The sequence below is a fragment of the Billgrantia zhangzhouensis genome (genome assembly GCF_021404465.1).
GTDB classification, from domain to species: domain Bacteria; phylum Pseudomonadota; class Gammaproteobacteria; order Pseudomonadales; family Halomonadaceae; genus Halomonas; species Halomonas zhangzhouensis.
Window position 1 is genome coordinate 224,249 of the sequence record NZ_JABFTT010000002.1, and the last position, 19,187, is coordinate 243,435.

18 protein-coding genes are annotated in these 19,187 nt (G+C 63.7%); 13 read left to right on the plus strand and 5 right to left on the minus strand.

Features of this window, described 5'->3' with window-relative positions; all coding sequences use genetic code 11:
- From yidD to HOP51_RS02945, 3 genes are all read left to right on the plus strand, one after another.
- Positions 1-366 carry a membrane protein insertion efficiency factor YidD gene (yidD, locus tag HOP51_RS02935; RefSeq protein ID WP_407061775.1) on the plus strand — a complete coding sequence of 122 codons (366 nt, stop codon included), beginning with the start codon at positions 1-3 and terminating at the stop codon, positions 364-366.
- A gap of 86 nt (positions 367-452) precedes the next feature.
- Positions 453-1,034 (plus strand): DJ-1/PfpI family protein, encoded by a 582-nt coding sequence (locus tag HOP51_RS02940; RefSeq protein ID WP_234272446.1) that lies wholly within the window; start codon positions 453-455, stop codon positions 1,032-1,034.
- 83 nt (positions 1,035-1,117) lie between these two features.
- Positions 1,118-1,525 carry a ribbon-helix-helix domain-containing protein gene (locus HOP51_RS02945; protein ID WP_234272447.1) on the plus strand — a complete coding sequence of 136 codons (408 nt, stop codon included), beginning with the start codon at positions 1,118-1,120 and terminating at the stop codon, positions 1,523-1,525.
- Here the strand turns inward: HOP51_RS02945 and HOP51_RS02950 are convergent.
- Positions 1,489-1,920, minus strand: coding sequence for a SufE family protein (locus tag HOP51_RS02950; protein ID WP_234272448.1), 432 nt, complete (start codon positions 1,918-1,920; stop codon positions 1,489-1,491). The two genes, HOP51_RS02945 and HOP51_RS02950, sit on opposite strands and share 37 nt — an antisense overlap.
- Before the next feature lie 28 nt (positions 1,921-1,948).
- Positions 1,949-3,193 (minus strand): tyrosine-type recombinase/integrase, encoded by a 1,245-nt coding sequence (locus HOP51_RS02955; RefSeq protein WP_234272449.1) that lies wholly within the window; start codon positions 3,191-3,193, stop codon positions 1,949-1,951.
- Positions 3,194-3,463: 270 nt separating this feature from the next.
- Here HOP51_RS02955 and HOP51_RS02960 point away from each other — a divergent pair, with 270 nt between their 5' ends.
- The gene (locus HOP51_RS02960; RefSeq protein ID WP_234272450.1) at positions 3,464-4,507 is read left to right on the plus strand and encodes a DNA-binding protein; all 1,044 of its coding nucleotides are present in this window, start codon (positions 3,464-3,466) and stop codon (positions 4,505-4,507) included.
- 77 nt (positions 4,508-4,584) lie between these two features.
- Here the strand turns inward: HOP51_RS02960 and nfuA are convergent, their stop codons facing one another.
- The gene (gene nfuA, locus HOP51_RS02965) at positions 4,585-5,175 is read right to left on the minus strand and encodes a Fe-S biogenesis protein NfuA (RefSeq protein ID WP_159552104.1); all 591 of its coding nucleotides are present in this window, start codon (positions 5,173-5,175) and stop codon (positions 4,585-4,587) included.
- 243 nt (positions 5,176-5,418) lie between these two features.
- Here nfuA and metH point away from each other — a divergent pair, with 243 nt between their 5' ends.
- The 4 genes from metH (at position 5,419) to HOP51_RS02985 (ending at position 12,844) form a co-directional block, all read left to right on the plus strand.
- Positions 5,419-9,132, plus strand: coding sequence for a methionine synthase (gene metH, locus HOP51_RS02970; RefSeq protein WP_234272451.1), 3,714 nt, complete (start codon positions 5,419-5,421; stop codon positions 9,130-9,132).
- A 66-nt stretch (positions 9,133-9,198) separates the two neighbouring features.
- Entirely contained in the window at positions 9,199-10,527 is a 1,329-nt protein-coding gene (locus HOP51_RS02975) for an MATE family efflux transporter (RefSeq protein ID WP_234272452.1), read from the plus strand.
- A gap of 138 nt (positions 10,528-10,665) precedes the next feature.
- Positions 10,666-12,318, plus strand: coding sequence for a nitrite/sulfite reductase (locus HOP51_RS02980; protein ID WP_234272453.1), 1,653 nt, complete (start codon positions 10,666-10,668; stop codon positions 12,316-12,318).
- Entirely contained in the window at positions 12,311-12,844 is a 534-nt protein-coding gene (locus HOP51_RS02985; protein ID WP_234272454.1) for a DUF934 domain-containing protein, read from the plus strand. The genes HOP51_RS02980 and HOP51_RS02985 overlap by 8 nt, the downstream gene beginning before the upstream one ends.
- A gap of 80 nt (positions 12,845-12,924) precedes the next feature.
- Here the strand turns inward: HOP51_RS02985 and smrA are convergent, their stop codons facing one another.
- Positions 12,925-13,518 (minus strand): DNA endonuclease SmrA, encoded by a 594-nt coding sequence (gene smrA, locus HOP51_RS02990; protein ID WP_234272455.1) that lies wholly within the window; start codon positions 13,516-13,518, stop codon positions 12,925-12,927.
- A gap of 150 nt (positions 13,519-13,668) precedes the next feature.
- Here smrA and HOP51_RS02995 point away from each other — a divergent pair, with 150 nt between their 5' ends.
- The 5 genes from HOP51_RS02995 (at position 13,669) to pdxH (ending at position 16,377) form a co-directional block, all read left to right on the plus strand.
- Positions 13,669-14,118, plus strand: a complete 450-nt coding sequence (locus HOP51_RS02995; RefSeq protein WP_234272456.1) for a gamma-glutamylcyclotransferase family protein — start codon at positions 13,669-13,671, stop codon at positions 14,116-14,118.
- A 96-nt stretch (positions 14,119-14,214) separates the two neighbouring features.
- A complete protein-coding gene (arsC, locus tag HOP51_RS03000; RefSeq protein ID WP_234272457.1) occupies positions 14,215-14,571 on the plus strand; it encodes an arsenate reductase (glutaredoxin) in 357 nt (118 codons plus the stop codon).
- 31 nt (positions 14,572-14,602) lie between these two features.
- Positions 14,603-15,223 carry an NAD(P)H:quinone oxidoreductase gene (gene wrbA / locus HOP51_RS03005; protein WP_234272458.1) on the plus strand — a complete coding sequence of 207 codons (621 nt, stop codon included), beginning with the start codon at positions 14,603-14,605 and terminating at the stop codon, positions 15,221-15,223.
- Positions 15,220-15,621 (plus strand): DUF2069 domain-containing protein, encoded by a 402-nt coding sequence (locus HOP51_RS03010; RefSeq protein WP_234272459.1) that lies wholly within the window; start codon positions 15,220-15,222, stop codon positions 15,619-15,621. The genes wrbA and HOP51_RS03010 overlap by 4 nt, the downstream gene beginning before the upstream one ends.
- Before the next feature lie 114 nt (positions 15,622-15,735).
- Positions 15,736-16,377 (plus strand): pyridoxamine 5'-phosphate oxidase, encoded by a 642-nt coding sequence (gene pdxH / locus HOP51_RS03015; protein ID WP_234272460.1) that lies wholly within the window; start codon positions 15,736-15,738, stop codon positions 16,375-16,377.
- Positions 16,378-16,428: 51 nt separating this feature from the next.
- On the opposite strand, the gene HOP51_RS03020 is transcribed toward pdxH, so the two are convergent.
- Positions 16,429-19,176 (minus strand): bifunctional acetate--CoA ligase family protein/GNAT family N-acetyltransferase, encoded by a 2,748-nt coding sequence (locus HOP51_RS03020; protein WP_234272461.1) that lies wholly within the window; start codon positions 19,174-19,176, stop codon positions 16,429-16,431.
- Between the last annotated feature and the right edge of the window lie 11 nt (positions 19,177-19,187).

Below are 19,187 nucleotides of genomic sequence, written 5' to 3' on the forward strand. Positions count from 1 at the left end.
CTGGCGGCCTGGCTCGCCCGCCTTGGCCGGTGGCTACGCGGCGCCCTTGGGCTCGCGATGATCGGCCTGGTCAGGCTCTACCAGCTGGTGATAAGCCCCCTGCTGGGCCCACGCTGCCGCTTCTGGCCCAGCTGCTCGCACTACACGGTGGAAGCCATTCAGGTCCATGGCCCGCTGCGCGGCGGCTGGCTCGCCGTCAAGCGCATCGTGCGCTGCCATCCGGGTAGTGACGGAGGCATCGATCCTGTACCCGGCGGGCCCAGCGAGCGGCTCTGCCGCGAAGATCCCGAACTCGACGAGCATTTCCGCTGCCGCCATCATCATGACGCATGCCAGAGCGCCGAAGCCAAGACCGGCCGCCTGTAGTAGCCCGCTACCACCCTCCTCCGGCTCATCGGTGACAGACTGATCCGTGGCACACCCACCACAACGAGTCGATGAGGAGACACGCCATGCCTGCCAAGCGACTGCTCTTGCTGTGCGGCGACTTTGCCGAAGACTACGAAACCATGGTGCCGTTCCAGGCCCTCCAGGCCGTGGGGCATCGCGTCGACGCCGTGTGTCCCGACAAGCGGGCCGGTGACAGCATTGCCACCGCCATTCATGATTTCGAAGGAGACCAGACCTATAGCGAGAAGCCGGGGCATCGCTTCACCCTCAACGCGGATTTCGCCGCGGTGGATCCGGCCGATTATGACGGTCTGGTCATCGCCGGCGGACGAGCCCCGGAATACCTGCGCCTGAACGATAAGGTCATTGGCCTGGTGCGTCATTTCTTCGAGGCCGACAAGCCGGTAGCGGCAATCTGCCATGGCGCCCAGTTGCTGGCGGCTGCCCGGGTGCTGGAGGGGCGTACCTGCTCGGCCTACCCAGCCTGCCGTCCCGAGGTGGAACTGGCCGGCGGGCGCTATGCCGACATCGCGGTGGACGATGCGGTCACCGACGGCAAGCTGGTCACCGCTCCGGCCTGGCCCGCCCATCCTGCATGGCTGGCCCAGTTCTTGGCCGTGCTGGGTACCCGAATCGAACATTAGGCTCCCCGCGACACCGCCTTGCCCTGGCCCGTGCCTGACACCATGATGAAGAGATCGGCCGGGCCAGCAAGGGAGGGAAAGGTATGTGCAGGCTTTTCATCGGTGCCGAACCGCAGCTCTGGGAGCCCCAGACGCGCTCCATGCGCCTCGACGGAGTCTCCACCAGTGTGCGCCTGGAGCGCTTCTTCTGGGCGATACTGGAAGAGATCGGCCGGCGCGACGGGCTCACCTTGAGCCAACTGGTGGCGAAGCTTTCGCGGGAGTGCGCGGAGGCTGGGCACGATCCTGCCAACTTCGCCTCTTTCCTGCGCGTATGCTGTGGCCGCTACCAGGCACTGCAATTGTCGGGAGAAATCCCTGTGGCGCGGGATGTCTCGATTGCCAGCCTGGATAGCGAGCGTATTCTCGAGCGTGAGCGTCGGCGCCATGTCGCCGCGCTCACACCGGGCCGGCGTCAGGCCGAGACGACCTCTTTCTCGGCAATCTCGTAGATCTTGCCGAGCATGGCATGCAGCCCGTTGCTGCGCGTCGGCGAAAGGTGCTTGTCCAACCCCAGGTCCTCGAGGAAATGCGGGCTGGTATCGCGAATCTCGGTGGCAGGCCGATCGTTGTAGATGCGCATCAGTACCGCGATCAGGCCGGAGACGATGGCAGCATCCGATATCGCATCGAAGTGCAGTACGTCACCTTCGCGACGGTGGTGCATCCAGACGTTCGACTGGCAGCCCTGAATCTTGCGTTCCGGGGTCTTCCACTCTTCGGGAAATGCCGGCAGCTGCTTGCCCATGTCGATGATGTACTGGTAGCGATCCATCCAGTTGTCGAACATCTCGAACTCTTCCAGCAGCGCTTGTTGAGCCTGTTCGGCCGTGGCTTCGGTAGTCATGTCGTCTCCCGTATTGGCTTGTCCACCATTATACCGGGTCGGCCGCCCTGCCGGGCAATCCATGGGCCGACTGTTGGCGATGCCACTCCTCATCTTCGGTATGGAGGTATTGTGCGGTGGTGTCCAGCCGGGCATGGCGGGCGGTGCTGGCCAGATAGCGTAGCTCCACGCCGGCCTGGGCCTGATGCGTGAGCGCGGTATGGCGTAGCCAGTGAGGGGTGGCGCTGCGCAACCGCGCCACCTGTGCCGTCGCCGTATCGCCGGCCTCGGTTTCCAGGGCCGAGGCGGCCTGGCGAAAGGTGTCGCGTATCAGGCGGTAGAGCTGGTTGTCGCCCAGGCCACGCTGGCCGTCCAGACCGCGCAGCACGGGGCCTGCCTCCCCGGGCGCAGGCTCGACGGTTAGGCCGAGTTCACGCCGCCACTCGCGTAGCAGGAGCAGCATGTCGTCGGGCACCGGTATCCGGGCAGCCTTGTCGCCCTTCCCCACCACGCGCCACCACCAGCGTCCTTCGCGCTGAAAGAAGTCGCCCATCTCGGCGCCGGCCATCTCGCCGATACGCGGTGCCAGCAGGTAAGCGAAGCCGAATATCACGCGCCGACGCTGCCATAGATAGCGCTCGCGAGCGCTGGCGCCGTCTTCCAGGGGCTGGGTGAGCCACTGCCAGAACCACTCCCACAGCGGGCGCTCCAGGTAGCGATCGATACCCGCGCACCGATTGTCGAGCCGGCGTCGCTTGTCGCGCATCAGGCGAAACGGATTGTGTGCGACCCACCCTGCCTCGACCAGCCAGGCAAACATGCCTTGCAGAATCACCAGGCTCTGCCTGCGGCTGGTCGGCGACAGCGGTCCGCGAAACGGCCGCCAATCCGGTGCGTGTCGAGGTCGTGGCGGTCCCACCCAGAGATGGCGCGGCGCGGGCGAAGCCAGGAAGGCTTCAAAGGTATCCAGGTCCTGGCGGCGCAATTGCCCCAAATCCCGGCCCTGATGCTCCAGCCATAGCAACAGCCGCTCGGCTTCCCGGCGATAGGCCCGCAGGGTTTGCGGGCTGGCACGGAACTCGGCAAGCCACAGGGCCACGGCTTCGGCATCGCTGCTGGCCGCGATACGAGCAGCGCCATTCGCGTTGGCCGCGATAGGCGTTGCCGGTGGAATGAGGCGGCTTCCCACTGCATGGCGAACCGGCTCCCACCCCTGGTTTGGGTTTGCGGCGGGGTCGCTGCCGCCCTCTTCGCGCAGATCTTGCTCGTGTAACTCTCGTTCGTGTTCGTGCATCGCTCGTGTCGTCTGTCCTGCGCCGCGCTTGTCGTCTCTGTGCAGAAGTGTCGCGTGTAGTGACTATAAATTCAAGATAATACGGGTAATCTTGAGTTTATATTTTATCATTACATAAATTACGTAATTACGCTTTGATGTAATTTCCTTTCCGCTTTGGCCGAAAGTCGCTATGCTTAGTTAGCCGAGCGGGCGCATGGGACGGTAACAACAAGCGACGCCTGCCGCGTGACGCAAGGATCAGCCATCACACCACACAAGGAGACTGTCATGGCACGCAGCGGTGTGCAGTACGTGGACGTCCAACAGGCCATCGAAACCCTGCTGGCCAAGGGGGAAGCGCCCAGCGTTCAAAAAATTCGCGACGTGCTGGGAACTGGCAGTTTCACCACCATCAGCGATCATCTAAGGGAGTGGCGGTTTCAGCGCGAGTCCAGTCGCGACCTGCCTGCTTCCCAGGCAATGCCTGAACCGGTGCTGAGATTGGCGGAGAGCTTGTGGCACAAGGCTCAGGAGTCCGCCGGAGAGGCACTGTCGGGCTACCGTGGAGAGGCCGATCGTCGTGTGGCGGATGCGCAGGCTGCCATGCAGGAAGCACAGCGCCAGGTGGAAAATGCCGAGCAGCGCGAAGCCGCTCTGGCGGCGCACCTGGCGGGCACGGAACAGCGGCTCGAGCAGCGCAGTGCCGCGCTGGCGAAAGCCGAGAGCGAGCGCGACCAGTGGCAGGAGCGCTCACGCCAACTGGAACAGCGCCTGAGCCGCACCCTGCAGCAGCTCGACAAGTTGCAGCGGGAGAATGAGCAGCAGATGCAAGCGCACCAGCAGGCGTTGGCCGACCGCGACGCCCAGCAACTGGCGCGCCTTAACCAGGAAGAGCAGCGCCACGAGGCTGCCGAGGCACGCCTGATGAGCCTGCTCGACGAAGCGCGTCAGGAGCGGATGTCGGCAGAGAAGCGACACGACGCCACAATAGCGCAACTCGAGAAGCGTCAGGAGAACATGCAGCGGCAGTTGCACGAGACCCAGGCGGCGCTGGCCAAGGAGGAAAAGCAGCATCGCGAGACCCAGTGGGCCAGGAGCCGTGCCGAAGAGCGCATCGATACCCTGCGCCACGAGCAGTCGCTGCTGCAGGCCCGCATCGAGGACCAGAAACGCCACATCGACGAGCAGGCGGCACGCCTGCGCACGCTGGAAGCGGAGCTGATGCGGCGCACCTGGCAGCCTGACGAGGAAGGAAAGCCCTTACGTCGTGCGGAACGGGGAGCCGAAATGCAGGAAGGCTCCAAGGTAGAGCCTTCCGAGAGCGTTCGCTGAATGACCGGCACGCCTTACGGGTGGCGCCCCATACGAACCATGGCGATGCCGCGAAATGCGGCTCGCCGTATTGGATATCAGCGATAGTAGGCGTTGGTGGTATCCGTGTGGTCGGTTACGTCGCGGATGCCGGCGAGTTCAGGAATGCGTTCCATCAGGGTCTTCTCCACCCCCTCCTTGAGGGTCAGGTCCACCGCCGCACAACCCTGGCAGCCGCCGCCGAAGGCCAGTACCGCCACCTGATCCTCGGTCAGTTCGACCAGCTTGATCTCGCCGCCGTGGGCGGCCAGGCCGGGATTGATTTCGCTGTAGAGGATGTAGTTGACGCGATCCTCGAGCGGACTATCGGCGTTGACCTTGGGCATCTTGGCATTGGGCGCCTTGATGGTGAGTTGGCCGCCCATGCGATCGGCATTGAAGTCGACGACCGCCTCCTCGAGGAAGGGAATGCTGTTCTTGTCGACCAGTACGACGATTTTCTCGAGCTCCAGCCGCTGGTCGGTGGGCTCCTCCTCGCCAGGCCGACAGTAGGCCAGGCAGGTCTCGGCATAGGGCGTACCTGGCTGAGTGATGAAGATGCGCACGGCAATCCCTTCGACGTTCTGCTTTTCGAGCAGCTCGGCGAGGTAGTCCTGGGCGCTGTCGGTAATCTGGATGATCTCGCTCATGGTGTTCTCGCTGGTCGGGCACGGTCGCGCGGACCGGCCATAGATGACATGCCATTATGGTAAGCAAAAGCCTGCTTCGAGACAATCCCGACTGTTTTGCTCGGTTTTTGACCAGCCCTGCCTTCAAGGCGCTGGTTTTGCTACCATGGCGGGCCGACATGACCGCCTACGCCCGTAGCTCACAAGAATCCGCGGGGCGGCCCCAAACCCTGGACGTGACTTCGCTGGAGATAGACCCGACCCATGGCCGCCGTACCCTCTGCACTGACCGCCACCCTCACCGAGCGTCTCGGCGAGCGCATCCTCATGCTGGATGGCGGCATGGGCACCATGTTGCAGAATGCCCGGCTCGACGAAGCCGACTTCCGCGGCGAGCGCTTCAGCGATTGGCCCTCCGACCTCAAGGGCAACAACGATCTGCTGGCGCTGACCTGCCCCGAACTGGTCACGCGGATTCATCGCCAGTATCTTGAGGCTGGCGCCGACATCATCGAAACCAACACTTTCAACAGCACCCGCCTCTCTCAGGCCGACTACGGCATGGAAGCGCTGGTGCCAGAACTCAACCGCGAGTCGGCGCGCCTGGCCCGCGAGGTGTGCGACGCCGTGGCAGCCGAAACCGGGGTGCCGCGCTACGTAGCCGGCGTGCTGGGGCCGACCTCGCGCACCGCCTCGCTGTCACCGGACGTCAACGACCCGGCCAAGCGCAACGTCACTTTCGATGAACTGCGCGACAACTACTACGAGGCGGCCGCAGCGCTGATCGAGGGTGGCGCCGACCTGATCCTGATCGAGACGATCTTCGACACCCTCAACGCCAAGGCGGCCATCTTCGCTCTGGAGACCCTGTTCGAAGCGCGTGGCGAACGCCTACCAGTCATGATCTCGGGCACCATCACCGACGCCTCGGGGCGCACCCTCTCCGGCCAGACCACGGAAGCCTTCTGGAGTTCGGTGCGCCACGCCCAGCCGCTATCTATCGGTCTCAACTGTGCGTTGGGTGCCGAAGAGTTGCGTCCCTATCTTGAGGAACTCTCGAACAAGGCCGACACCTTCGTCTCGGCGCACCCCAACGCCGGTTTGCCCAACGAATTCGGCGAGTATGATCAGACGCCGGAGGAGATGGCGGCCATCGTGGCCGAGTTTGCCCAAAGCGGCCTGGTCAACATCATCGGCGGCTGCTGCGGTTCGACCCCGGAGCACATCGCTGCGATCCATGCCGCCATCCAAGGCCTGACACCACGCCAAGTGCCCGAGCGCCCGCGCGCCTGTCGCCTCTCCGGCCTCGAGCCGTTCAACATCGAGAAGGATTCGCTCTTCGTCAACGTCGGCGAGCGCACCAACGTCACCGGCTCGGCGCGCTTCAAGCGGCTGATCGTCGAGGAGGACTACACCACGGCGCTGGAGGTGGCCCTCGAACAGGTCGAAAACGGCGCGCAGGTCATCGACATCAACATGGACGAGGGCATGCTTGAGTCCCAGGAGGCGATGGTACGCTTCCTCAACCTGATCGCCGGCGAGCCCGACATCGCCCGCGTGCCGATCATGATTGACTCCTCCAAGTGGGAGATCATCGAGGCCGGACTCAAGTGCGTGCAGGGCAAGGCGGTGGTCAACTCCATCTCGCTCAAGGAGGGCGAGGCGTCCTTCCTCGAGCAGGCCAGCCTGTGCCGTCGCTACGGTGCCGCCGTGGTGGTGATGGCCTTCGACGAGGCCGGCCAGGCCGATACCTTCGCGCGCAAGACCGAGATCTGCCAGCGCGCCTATGAACTGCTGGTCGAGCGGGTCGGCTTCCCGCCGGAAGACATCATCTTCGACCCCAACATCTTCGCCATCGCCACCGGCATCGAGGAGCACGACAACTACGCCGTCGACTTCATCGAGGCCACCCGCTGGATTCGCGAGCATCTGCCTCACGCCATGGTCTCGGGCGGCGTCTCCAACGTGTCGTTCTCCTTCCGTGGCAACAACCCGGTACGCGAGGCGATCCACTCTGTCTTCCTCTACCATGCGATCCGTGCCGGGCTGACCATGGGTATCGTCAACGCCGGTCAACTGGCGGTCTACGATGACTTGCCCACCGAGCTGCGTGAGGCGGTCGAGGATGTGGTGCTCAATCGACGTAGCGACTCCACCGAGCGACTGGTCGATCTGGCCGAGAAGTACAAGGGCGACGGCAGCGGCGCGGCCAAAAAGGAGGACCTCGAGTGGCGCTCCTGGCCGGTCAACAAGCGTATCGAGCATGCTCTGGTGAAGGGAGTGACGGCCTACATCGAGGACGACACCGAGGAAGCCCGCCAGCAGGCTAACCGTCCCATCGAGGTGATCGAGGGACCGCTAATGGACGGCATGAACGTGGTCGGCGACCTGTTCGGCGCCGGCAAGATGTTCCTGCCCCAGGTGGTCAAGTCGGCGCGGGTCATGAAGCAGGCGGTGGCGTATCTCATCCCCTTCATCGAGGCGGAGAAGCGCGAGCTTTCCCAGGAAGATAGCCAGGCCAAGGGCAAGATCGTGATGGCCACGGTCAAGGGCGACGTGCACGACATCGGCAAGAACATCGTAGGCGTGGTCCTGCAGTGCAACAACTACGAGGTGGTTGACCTCGGCGTGATGGTGCCGGCGGAAAAAATCCTGCAGACGGCCCGCGAGGTAAACGCCGACATCATCGGCCTCTCGGGACTCATCACGCCGTCGCTGGACGAGATGGTGCACGTGGCCAAGGAGATGCAGCGCCAGGGCTTCAAGCTGCCGCTGCTGATCGGCGGCGCCACCACCTCCAAGGCGCACACCGCGGTCAAGGTCGAGCCGCAGTACGACGAGCCGGTGATCTACGTGGCCGACGCCTCGCGTGCGGTCGGTGTCGCCGGCAAGCTGCTCTCACCCACGCTCAAGCCCAGCTACGTAGCTGGGATCAAGACCGAATACGAGCAGGTGCGCGACCGCAATGCCAAGCGTCGACCCAAGGCGGCCGACCTGAGCTATGCCGAGGCGCGTCAGCGCAAGCTGCCCATCGACTGGGATGGCTACACCCCGCCCAGGCCCGCCGTCACCGGCCTGCGGGTGTTCGACTGCTATGACATCGAAGAGCTGCTCGAGCGCATCGACTGGACGCCGTTCTTCATGAGTTGGGAGCTGGCGGGCAAATATCCGAAGATTCTCGACGACGCAGTGGTCGGCGAAGCGGCGCGCAACCTGTTCGCCGATGCTCAGCAAATGCTGCACAAACTGATCGACGAGAAGCGCGTCGAGGCGCGCGGCGTGATCGGCCTGTGGCCGGCCAACAGCATCGATGACGACGTTATCGAAGTATATGTCGACGAGTCGCGTACTCAGGTCATCGAGCGGCTGCACCACATTCGCCAGCAGACCACCAAGAATCGCGACGGCGTCTGCTACAGCCTGGCGGACTTCGTTGCGCCCAAGGAGAGCGGCAAGCCCGACTGGATCGGCGGCTTTGCCGTGACCACCGGCCATGGCGTCGAAGCCTTGGCCGAACGCTACAAGGCCGCTGGAGACGATTATAACGCGATCATGATCCAGGCGCTGACCGACCGCCTGGCCGAGGCCTTCGCCGAACGCATGCACGAGCGGGTGCGCAAGGAGTTCTGGGGCTACGTACCTGACGAGACGCTGGACAACGATTCTCTGATTGCCGAGAAGTACCAGGGCATCCGGCCGGCGCCAGGCTACCCCGCCTGCCCCGACCACACCGAGAAGCGCACCTTGTTCCGCCTGCTCGATGCCACCACGAACGCCGGCATCGAACTGACCGAGAACTTCGCCATGTGGCCGGCTGCGGCAGTATCGGGGTGGTATTTCTCCCATCCGCAGTCGAAGTACTTCTCGACCGGCAAGATCACCCGCGACCAAGTCGAGGCGCTGGCCGAGCGCAAGGGCATGATGCTTGCGGAGATGGAGCGCTGGCTGTCACCGGTGCTCTCCTACGACCCGGCTTGATAGGTCACCATTCGACACCGCCCGTGCCACCGGCACGGGCGTTTTTCAGACGAGCCGATAGTACGGATGTTACCCGACTCCATTCGCCGCCGGAGAATCCTGCGCCTCGCTCTGCCGATCATCGCTGCCATGGTCACCCAGAGCCTGATCAACCTGATCGATGCGGCCTTGGTTGGCTCGCTCGGCGAAGTGCCGCTGGCCGGCGTGGGTATAGGCGGCTACGCCATGTTCCTGATCACCGCACTGGTGTTCGGGCTCTCGTCGGGGGTACAGGCACAGACCGCCTGGCGGCACGGTGAACAGGCCTGGCAACTGCGTGCCCTGCCGCTCAATGCCGGGCTTGCGATTGCCCTGCTCGTGTCGCTGCCCGTTACCCTGCTCTGCCTGTGGCAGGCGCCATGGCTGCTGGGATGGCTCAACCCCAGCGCCGAGGTCACCGACGTCGCGGTGGAGTACTTCCGCTGGCGAGTGTTGTCACTCGCCGCCGTGGCGATGATCTTCTGCTTTCGCGGCTATTGGAACGGCATCCAGCAGAGCGGCTTCTACCTGCGCATCATGCTGGTGATGCACGTCGTCAACGTGCTCGCCAGCATCTGTCTGATCTTCGGCTACCTCGGGCTGCCCGCCATGGGGGCGGCAGGCGCTGGCGCGGGAACCACCCTTTCGCTGTTCGCCGGGCTCGGTCTGTGGGCTTGGGTCAGCACCCGTCATGCCGTCGCCTGCGGTTTCATGACGCGTCTGCCGGAACGTCCCACGCTGCTGACGACCCTGCGCCTGGCCACGCCGCACTCCTTTCAGCAGTTATGGTTCGCTGCCGGTTACGCCGTACTGTTCTGGATCCTGGGCCAGATCGATACCGCCAGCGTGGCGGTGGGTCACGTGCTGGTGAACCTGTCGCTGCTGCTGGTCCTGCCCGGTGTGGGGCTGGGCATGGCCGCGATGAGCCTGGTGGGCCAGTCGCTTGGCGAACAGGCCCATGGCGAGGCTCATCGCTGGGGCTGGGAGGTTGTGCGCCTGGCCTGGCTGTGCCTGGCGTCACTGGCGCTACCCATGACGCTATGGCCCGAGTATGTCCTGGGGTGGTTCCTGCATGACCCCGAGCTGATCGCCCTGGCTCGGCTGCCGCTGCAGTTGACTGCCGTAATGATCGTGCTGGATGCTGCTGCCCTGGTATTGGGACAGGCCCTGCTGGGCGCCGGGGCCAACCGTACCGTGATGACGACCACCCTCAGCCTGCAGTGGCTGGTCTTCCTGCCTCTGGCCTGGTGGGTTGGCGTGGCCATGGAACAAGGGCTGCTGGGCATCTGGTGGGTGCAGCTTGGCTACCGTTGCTTGAACTCGCTGTGGTTTGCCGCGATCTGGCAGCGCCGCCAGTGGCTCAGGGTGCAGTTCTGAGAAGACGGGAGACCCTCTTGACGCTTTATATGTCTTTACGTATAAAAAATATGAATATTTATTCTTTCATAGAATAATGCAGGGGCGTTATGGTGCCCCCTGACGCTTCGCCAATCCCCTATCAGCAGGACCGGCTGCATGTATCGCTACGACACCCATGATCAGACTCTGGTCAATGAACGCGTCGCCCAGTTTCGCGACCAGATGAACCGTTATCTGGCCGGCCGCATCAGCGACGAGGAATTTCTGCCCCTGCGCGTGCAGAACGGGCTCTATGTCCAGCGATACGCACCCATGCTGCGTATCGCCATCCCCTACGGCATGCTGGCCTCCTATCAGCTGCGCAAGCTCGGTGACCTGGCTCGCGATTACGATCGCGGCTATGGACACTTCACCACCCGCACCAATCTGCAGCTGAACTGGCCGAAACTGGAGACGGTGCCGGACATGCTGGCCGAGCTGGCCAGCGTGCAGATGCATGCCATCCAGACCAGCGGCAACGACATTCGCAATACCTCCACCGATCAGTTCGCCGGCATTGCCGAGGATGAAGAGGTCGATCCGCGTCCTTGGTGCGAGCTGATTCGTCAGTGGTCGACCTTCCATCCCGAGTTCACCTACCTGCCGCGTAAATTCAAGATCGCGGTGACGGGTGCCGCCGAGGATCGTGCCGCCATCCAGGTCCATGACGTGGGCCTGCGCCTGTGGCGTGACGAACACGGCGAAGTGCGCGTCAAGGTGCTGGCCGGCGGTGGCCTCGGCCGCACGCCGATGATCGGCGAGGTGGTGCGCGAGGACCTGCCCTGGCAGCATCTGCTGACCTATCTCGAGGCCCTGGTGCGCGTGTACAACCAGTTCGGTCGCCGCGACAACAAGTTCAAGGCGCGCATCAAGATTCTGGTCAAGGCGCTGGGCATCGAGGAATTCCGCCGCCGGGTCGACGCCGAATGGGCGCATCTGAAGGATGGGCCGCAGACCTTGACCCGCGAAGCCGTCGACGCGATGCAGTCGCATTTCGTCGATCCTGAACGCCGCGCCGTCAGCGACGAGGCGATTGCCGAGTTCGAGCGCCTGCGTGGCGAGAACCGTGCCTTCGCCCGCTTCGTGACCAATAACGTGCATGGCCACAAGGTGCCGGGCTACAAGGCGGTGACGCTGTCGCTCAAGCGCAGCGGCCATTCGCCCGGTGACCTGACCTGGGAGCAGATGCATCAGGTGGCGGATCTGGCCGACGAGTTCAGCTACGGCGAGATTCGCGTCACCCACGAGCAGAACCTGGTGCTGGCCGACGTGGCGGTGGATCGCCTGGAGGAGCTCTGGCACCGGCTGGATGAACTCGGGTTGGCCAATCCCACCGTGGGTACCCTCGCCGATCTGATCTGCTGCCCCGGCGGTGATTACTGCGCCCTGGCCAATGCCAAGTCCATTCCGGTGGCCCAGGCGATTCAGGAGCGCTTCGAGGATATCGATTACCTCTACGACCTCGGCCCCCTGGACCTCAATATCTCAGGCTGCATGAATGCCTGCGGGCATCACCACGTCGGCCATATCGGCATCCTCGGCGTCGACAAGAAGGGTGAGGAGTGGTATCAGATCTCGCTCGGTGGCGCTCAGGGCAACGAAGCCTCGCTGGGCAAGATCCTCGGCCCGTCGTTCGACCGTGAAAGCGTGCCCGAGGTGATCGACAAGGTGCTGCAAGTCTATGTCGGTGAGCGTGTCGAGGGCGAAACCTTCATCGAAACCTATCGCCGTATCGGCCTCAAGCCTTTCAAGGAGCGGGTATATGCCTGATCAGAACGTCTCCGTGCGCCCCTTCATTCGTGGCGGCAAGCCGGCCGAAGACCGCTGGGTGCTGATTCGCGAAGAAGATGCGGCACTGCCCGCCTCCCCCGCCATCGTGCCGTTGGCACGCTGGCAGGAGCTGGAAGGAAGCCAGGAGCGGGCCCCGTGGCTGGCCAGCGATACCGAACTGACACCGGAACTGGCCGAAGAGCTGGCTGCAGCACCGCTGATTGCCATCGACTTTCCCAAGTTCACCGACGGTCGCGGCTACAGCCTGGCGCGTCTGCTGCGTGAGCGTTACGGCTACGCGGGAGAGATCCGCGCCATTGGCGACGTGCTGGTCGATCAGGCCTTCTTCCTTACTCGCTGCGGCTTCGACGCCCTGTCACTGCGCGAGGACCAGTGGCTGGAGGACGCTCTGCAGGCCCTGAACGCCTTCAGCCGTGCCTACCAGCCGGCCGTCGACCTCGACGAGCCGCTGTTCCGTCGGCGCATGCGCGAAGCGGTGAAGCGCGCCGAGCCGGCATTGGCGTAAAGACCCTTTGGCGTAACCATGAAGCCGGCCGAGTGCCGGCTTCATGGTTTTTGAGACGCCTAGCTTCCGGCTTCGAGGGCTCAGCCGCGCCGCTTCTGCTGACGCTCGCGGTTTTCCGCCCTCGCCCGCTCACTCTTGCGCAGCATCACCCAAGTGGCTCCCAGGCCGCCATCGGCCTGCTGAGCGGAGACGAACGCCTGTACCTCCTCGAACTGTGCCAACCATTTTGCCAGGTAGGAGCGCAGCACGTTGGCTGGACTGTCGCTCTCTTGCCCCCGACCATGCACGACCAGCAGAGAACGCAGGTCGTGGGCATAGGCTTCGTGAATGAAGGGCGGCAGTGCTCGCCGACAATCGGTCAGCGGGCGACGCAACAGATGCAAGCGCGACTGGGCGGGATAGCCGCCATGTCGCAGGCGATCGACGACGCCTTGTTGGATGCCGTCACGGCGAAACTCGATGGGATCGAACGGTGGCAGCAGTTCGACAAAATCGTCCGACAGAAAGTTGTCCCGAGCGAGTTCCGCCTGAGCGCTCTCGCGCCGTGCCAGTTGGGCCTCCGTGGGCCGGGGGCGGCGCTGGCCCGGATCGGCTCGATTAGCGTGGCTGCGTAGCGGCTTCACATCTCCTATCAACGCCCTGAAGTCCTGATCCTCGTGTGTCGACTGAGCCATGGGCATCCTCCGCTGTGGTCGAGCCATACTTCGCATCCTAACAGAGCCTTGTGCTGGGGTTGAACCGGACAGTCGTTGTCCGGCCGTGGCAGGATAGAGCTCATCTGGAGCACTCTTCTCGAACATCCTTCTCGAAGACAAGGAGCGTGTATGCGCCTGTCTCATGTCGTTATCGCTGCGTCTGCTGCCCCGCTGGGCATAGTGGGCTGGCTATGGCTGACCATGCTCAGCCCTCTGACCTATGACCGCCCCGATCATCTTCCCGAGATCGACGAAGGCGAGCATGCGGTCTTCGTTTACGGCACGTTGCGTTTTGCCCCGGTACGCTGGGTGGTGATGGGCCGTGCGGGAGAGACCGAGGTGGCCGTACTCGAGGGGTTTCGCCGCGAAGGGCTCGATCTGGCCGAGGCGCCGGACGAGCGTGTGCAGGGTGAAATCGTGGTGGTCGACGCCGATGAACTGGAGCGCCTGGATCGCTACGAGCGCTTGGGAATTCGTTATCAGCGCGTGCCCATGCGTCTGGCGGATGGCCGCGTGGCATGGGTCTATCGCCGCCTGAACGAAACCACACAAGTCAGTGAAAGTCTTGCCACCGACTGAACGAGGCGGACGAACCTTCATCATGGCTTCGGTTGTGGCCGACATGGCCGCCCTTCTACAATACTGGCCAGCCTTTCAAGGATCGAGGAGTCACGCATGGCCATTACGCTCTACCACAATCCCCGTTGTTCCAAGTCGCGCCAAGCGTTGGCTCTATTGGAGGAACATGGCGCCGAGGTGAACATACGGCGCTATCTCGACGAGCCGCTTTCCGAGGAGGAATTGCGCGACCTGATGTCGCGTCTGGACGCCGACGGCGAACGCCTGGTGCGCACCCAGGAGCCGGAGTGGCAGGAGATCGACGAGACCGACCTGCAGGACCAGGAGCAGGTCATTCGCGCCATCGTCAGCCATCCCAAGCTGATGGAGCGCCCCATTGCCGACGACGGCAAGCGTGCCGTGATCGGTCGCCCGCCGGAGGATGTGCTCGCCCTGATCCATGTCAACGACTGACCCGCCTGCCCACTGTTGAATCGGAGCCACGATGCGCGACTCCCTGCCTTATGTGTTGATCCTCTATTACTCCCGACATGGCGCCACGCGCAGCATGGCCGAGCAACTGGCCGCCGGCGTCGAATCCTGCCCCGGTATCGAGGCGCGGCTGCGCACCGTGCCGCCGGTTTCACCCACCTGTGAGGCCGTTGACCCCGAGATCCCCGCCGAAGGTGCCGTCTATGTCGAGTTGGACGATGTGCGCCATTGCGCCGGCTTGGCGCTGGGCAGCCCGACTCGCTTCGGCAATATGGCCGCACCGCTGAAATACTTCATCGACTCCACCAGCGCCCTGTGGCTCAATGGCGTGCTGGTGGACAAGCCGGCGACGGCGTTCACCTCCACCTCCAGCCTTCACGGCGGGCAGGAAACCACATTGGTTTCCATGCTGTTGCCGTTGCTGCACCACGGCATGATCTATGCTGGTCTGCCCTACAGCGAGACCGATCTGATGACCACGACCGTCGGCGGCACCCCCTACGGGGCCAGCCATGTGGCGGGGCAGCGCAGCGATCAGCCCCTGGCCGATGTCGAGCGTCGGCTGCTGCGTGCCCAAGGCAAGCGCTTGGCACGCCTGGCCTTGGCACTGGCGAACCAGAGGGAAGTCTCATGAGGCGCTGGGTCGAGGGGCTCGAGGAGCGGCACGGACTGGATTTACTCACCGAACGCAGTCGCCAGTTGGTGCTTACCAGCTACGTCGTGTTGCTGCTTTTGCTGGTATGGAGCGGCCTGGCGATGCAGGCAGGGACCAATCCGCTGACGCCGATTCTGATCCGCGCGCTGCCATTGATCCTGTTTCTGCCTTCGATCATGGCCAAGCGGCCCCGGGGTCATGCTTGGCTTGCTTTCGTCAGTCTGCTCTATTTCATCCAGGGCGTCATGGTGGCCACGCTACCCGGCCAGGGGATTCTTGGTGTCGTCGAGGCCTTGACCGCGCTGGCGCTATTTACCGGTTGCATGTTCTATGCCCGCTTTCGGAGCCGCCAGCTCAAGGCGGAGCGCGGTGAGTGACATCAGGCTTTATTGATCCGTTGCGGATAGCGAAGCCGTGATGACGGTCAAGCCGTAGGTGTTGTGCCGTTGCCCCTCAGCGGCCACCATTGAAAAAATGACGAGGAGTACGCCATGACACGCAACATCGCCGATATCCGGCGCGACTACGAGGGTGGCAGGCTCGATGAGGCCATGGTGCCCGAACAGCCCATGGTACTGTTCGACGAGTGGCTAATGCTGGCGCTGAATGCCGAGGGCGAGGATGGCAACGTGATGACGCTGGCCACCGTCGATAGCCAGGGGCTGCCCCACGCACGCGTCGTGCTGTTGAAAGGCTGCGACGAGCGTGGCCTGGTGTTCTACACCAATTACCACAGTCACAAGGGCAGCGAGCTGACCAACGTGCCCCATGCCGCACTGGTGTTCTGGTGGCCGTCCCTCGGCCGTCAAGTGCGTATCGAGGGGCGCGTCGAGCTGGTTTCCGACGAAGAGTCGGATGCCTACTTCAACAGCCGCCCCCGAGCCAGCCAACTCGGCGCCTGGGTGGCGACCCAGAGCGTGGTGATTCCCGACCGTCACTGGATCGAGGAGCGGCAGCATCGTTTCGAGCAGGCCTACGAAGGGCAGGAGATCCCGCGCCCCGTACACTGGGGCGGCTACCGGGTGGTGCCGGACATGATCGAATTCTGGCAAGGCCAGCCGAGCCGGCTTCACGATCGTATTCGCTACGAATATCGGGACGAGAGCTGGCACTCCTTCCGCCTCGCGCCCTGAAACCACGCTCTCTCCGGAAGGCGCCGACGCGGTGGTCGGCGCCGATCGGCATCAGTCTGGCAGGCTCTCCAGTCGGTGTTTCTGCCACTCGCTCTGCGGTTCGTTGAGCCGCATCACCGCGTCGATCACCTGCTCTTCCATGTTGTAGCGACAACGGAAGCCGAGATGCTTCATCAGCGCTCGCATGGGATGGTTGTCGACCATCACCTTGCCGACCATCTCCAGCGTGCCCACGCTCTTGCAGTAAGCGATCATTTTCTTCATCAGCAGGCTGCCGAGTCCCTGTCCGGCCATGTCGTCGCGCACGATGATGGAGAACTCGGTGCGGATATTGTCGGGATCGTTCCATACACGGACCACGCCGAGCATCTCCTTGCTGCCGTTCTCCTTCTGGTGTTCGGCGATGAAGGCCATCTGCCGATCGTAGTTGATGTGAGATAGCATCGACAGGTCGCGCTGGCTGAGATCGGACTTGTTATGAAAGTAGCGAAAGCGAATGCTCTCCTCCGACAGCTGGCTGTGAAAACTGGTGATCAGCGGGGCGTCCTCGGCCCGGATCGGACGGACCTCGACGTTCATGCCATTGCTCAGGGTGACCCACTCTCGCAACTCCTCGGGGTACGGCATGATGGCGAAGCGTGCCGGCGGCCCAAGGTCGAGGGCGAAATCCACCGCCACCATGCCGTCGCGATTGAGCAGCAAGGGATTGAGCTCCAAGCCGCGAAGCTCGAGCAGATCCGATGCCATCTGCGATAGCTTGACCAGTAGTTGACACAGCCTTTGCAGGTCGCGATCGGGCTCGCTCGAATGCTCGCGAATGAGCCTTGCGGCATGGGTGCGCCCGACCACGTCCGCCGCCAGAGTCATGTTGAGCGGTGGCAGCGCGACTTGCCGGTCGGCCAGGATGTTGACCTTGTATCCACCGATGCCGAACACGATGAGTGGGCCGAACACCGGGTCGCGAGTGATGCCGGCGCAGATCTGCATCGACTGCTTGCCCCGTTGCATGGGCTGCAGGCAGTACTCGCGGATTTTTACCGGTGGGAATTTCTCATGCACCTTGTTGCCGAGCCGGGTGAGCCCATCGGCGACCTGGCTCGGCTCGTGGAGGTCCTGCAGTAGCCCCGCCGAGATGCGGTGAGGATGCTTGCGGTAGCGGAATGGGCGACAGTTGCCGTCATGCACCACTTTCAGCGCCCACGGCCCCTCGAACTCATGGGCCGCCGCCTCGGCTTCTGCCGGCGTGTAGACATAGCGGCTGGGGGCCACGGGGATGCCGTAGGCCTCGAGAACCTGGGCAGTCTCGGAATGCGACAGGGTTTCGCGCCCCTCGGCCTTGGCCTGTTCGATCAGGGTATGGCACTGGGCGCGAATGTCCGCCGTGGTGCTGAATGGCAGGCTGGGTGGGGTTTCCTGCAGCAGCGCCTGCACGCGCTGATAGTCGACCATGTGCATGAACGCCTTGACCGCTTTCTCCGGCGAGACGTAGGTGGGAATGCCCGACATGCTGCACTCGTGGCGGGCATACAGGGCGCCTTCCAGCCCCATCCAACTGGTCAACAGGTTGCGTCTGAAACGCTTGCGGTTGGCGATGAGCGCCTGAGCGGTGATCTTGGACGGAGCCAGTCGCGTGGGAGCGTGAACCACTAGCACGGCATCGACGCCGGGATCGGCCGCGACTATCTCCAGCGCGTCGACGAAGCGCTCCGGCGTGGCGTCTCCGCCCAGGTCCACCGGGTTCTCGCCAGGCTTGCTCATGTCGAACTCGCCGTGGCGTAGCGCCCGGCGCGTTTCCGCTGTGAAGCTTGCCAGTGCCCCCCCCGCGCTGATCAGCTTGTCGATGGCCAGCATCGCGGGCCCCAGCCCATTGGAAACGATGGCCAGGCGGTCGCCCTTGAGCGGGCGCATCTGCGACAGAGTCATCAACGCATCGAACAGTTCGTCGGAGTCGTTGACCCGTACCACGCCGGCGCGCGAGAAGGCCGCGTCGAAGACCACGTCACGATTGGCGATGCCTGGTGTCGGCGGCATTCCGGAGAGATCGGACTGTGGCGTGCGGCCGCTCTTGATCGCCAGCACCAGGCGATGGCGCGAGGCATCGCGTAGCGCGGTCATGAAATGCAGGGAGTCCTGGATGCGTTCCAGGTGCAGCAGGATGGCCTGGGTCGGGGCGTACTGGTTGATGTAGTCGATCAGATCGGGAAGCATCACGTCGACGCTGTCACCTACCGTGATCAGATGCGAGAATCCGATGCCGCGGCCTGCCGCCCAGTCGATCATGGCATTGCCGAGCATGCCCGATTGCCCGAGGTAGGCCACCTTTCCTGCTTTCACCGGCTGGCTGGAGTACGAGGCATTGATGCGCCGTCCTGGAACGATCAGCCCCATGCACTCGGGGCCCAGCACCCGAATGCCCGACTCTCGCGCCGCCGTCAGCATGCGCTCGCGGATCGAACCCTTGTCGCCTTCGGCGTCGTCGAGATGCGCTCCGCCCGACAGCACCAGCGCCGCCTTGACGCCAATGCGGCCCAGCCGGGAGATCACCTTGGGCAGGGTCGCCGCGGGCGTGCAGACGACGGCAAGATCCGGTGTCTCGGGCAGCTCGCTGATCCGGGAGACGCAAGGTTGCTCGAAGACGGAGTCGTAACCCTTACGGTTGACCGCCCACACGGCCCCGGTAAAGCCCGCCTCCTGCAGATTGCGGATCACGATGCCGCCGATGGAATGGTTTTTTTCCGAGGCGCCTATCACCGCGATGGTCCGGGGTTCGAAGAAGTGGCGCAGGAATCGGGTGCTCAAGACGTCACCTC

Bases quoted from the DNA above. Each gene is read 5' to 3' on its own strand.
- HOP51_RS02940 (WP_234272446.1), top strand. From the start codon at position 453: ATGCCTGCCAAGCGACTGCTCTTGCTGTGCGGCGACTTTGCCGAAGAC.
- HOP51_RS02945 (WP_234272447.1), top strand. From the start codon at position 1,118: ATGTGCAGGCTTTTCATCGGTGCCGAACCGCAGCTCTGGGAGCCCCAG.
- HOP51_RS02950 (WP_234272448.1), bottom strand. From the start codon at position 1,920: ATGACTACCGAAGCCACGGCCGAACAGGCTCAACAAGCGCTGCTGGAA.
- HOP51_RS02955 (WP_234272449.1), bottom strand. From the start codon at position 3,193: ATGCACGAACACGAACGAGAGTTACACGAGCAAGATCTGCGCGAAGAG.
- HOP51_RS02960 (WP_234272450.1), top strand. From the start codon at position 3,464: ATGGCACGCAGCGGTGTGCAGTACGTGGACGTCCAACAGGCCATCGAA.
- nfuA (WP_159552104.1), bottom strand. From the start codon at position 5,175: ATGAGCGAGATCATCCAGATTACCGACAGCGCCCAGGACTACCTCGCC.
- metH (WP_234272451.1), top strand. From the start codon at position 5,419: ATGGCCGCCGTACCCTCTGCACTGACCGCCACCCTCACCGAGCGTCTC.
- HOP51_RS02975 (WP_234272452.1), top strand. From the start codon at position 9,199: ATGTTACCCGACTCCATTCGCCGCCGGAGAATCCTGCGCCTCGCTCTG.
- HOP51_RS02980 (WP_234272453.1), top strand. From the start codon at position 10,666: ATGTATCGCTACGACACCCATGATCAGACTCTGGTCAATGAACGCGTC.
- HOP51_RS02985 (WP_234272454.1), top strand. From the start codon at position 12,311: ATGCCTGATCAGAACGTCTCCGTGCGCCCCTTCATTCGTGGCGGCAAG.
- smrA (WP_234272455.1), bottom strand. From the start codon at position 13,518: ATGGCTCAGTCGACACACGAGGATCAGGACTTCAGGGCGTTGATAGGA.
- HOP51_RS02995 (WP_234272456.1), top strand. From the start codon at position 13,669: ATGCGCCTGTCTCATGTCGTTATCGCTGCGTCTGCTGCCCCGCTGGGC.
- arsC (WP_234272457.1), top strand. From the start codon at position 14,215: ATGGCCATTACGCTCTACCACAATCCCCGTTGTTCCAAGTCGCGCCAA.
- wrbA (WP_234272458.1), top strand. From the start codon at position 14,603: ATGCGCGACTCCCTGCCTTATGTGTTGATCCTCTATTACTCCCGACAT.
- HOP51_RS03010 (WP_234272459.1), top strand. From the start codon at position 15,220: ATGAGGCGCTGGGTCGAGGGGCTCGAGGAGCGGCACGGACTGGATTTA.
- pdxH (WP_234272460.1), top strand. From the start codon at position 15,736: ATGACACGCAACATCGCCGATATCCGGCGCGACTACGAGGGTGGCAGG.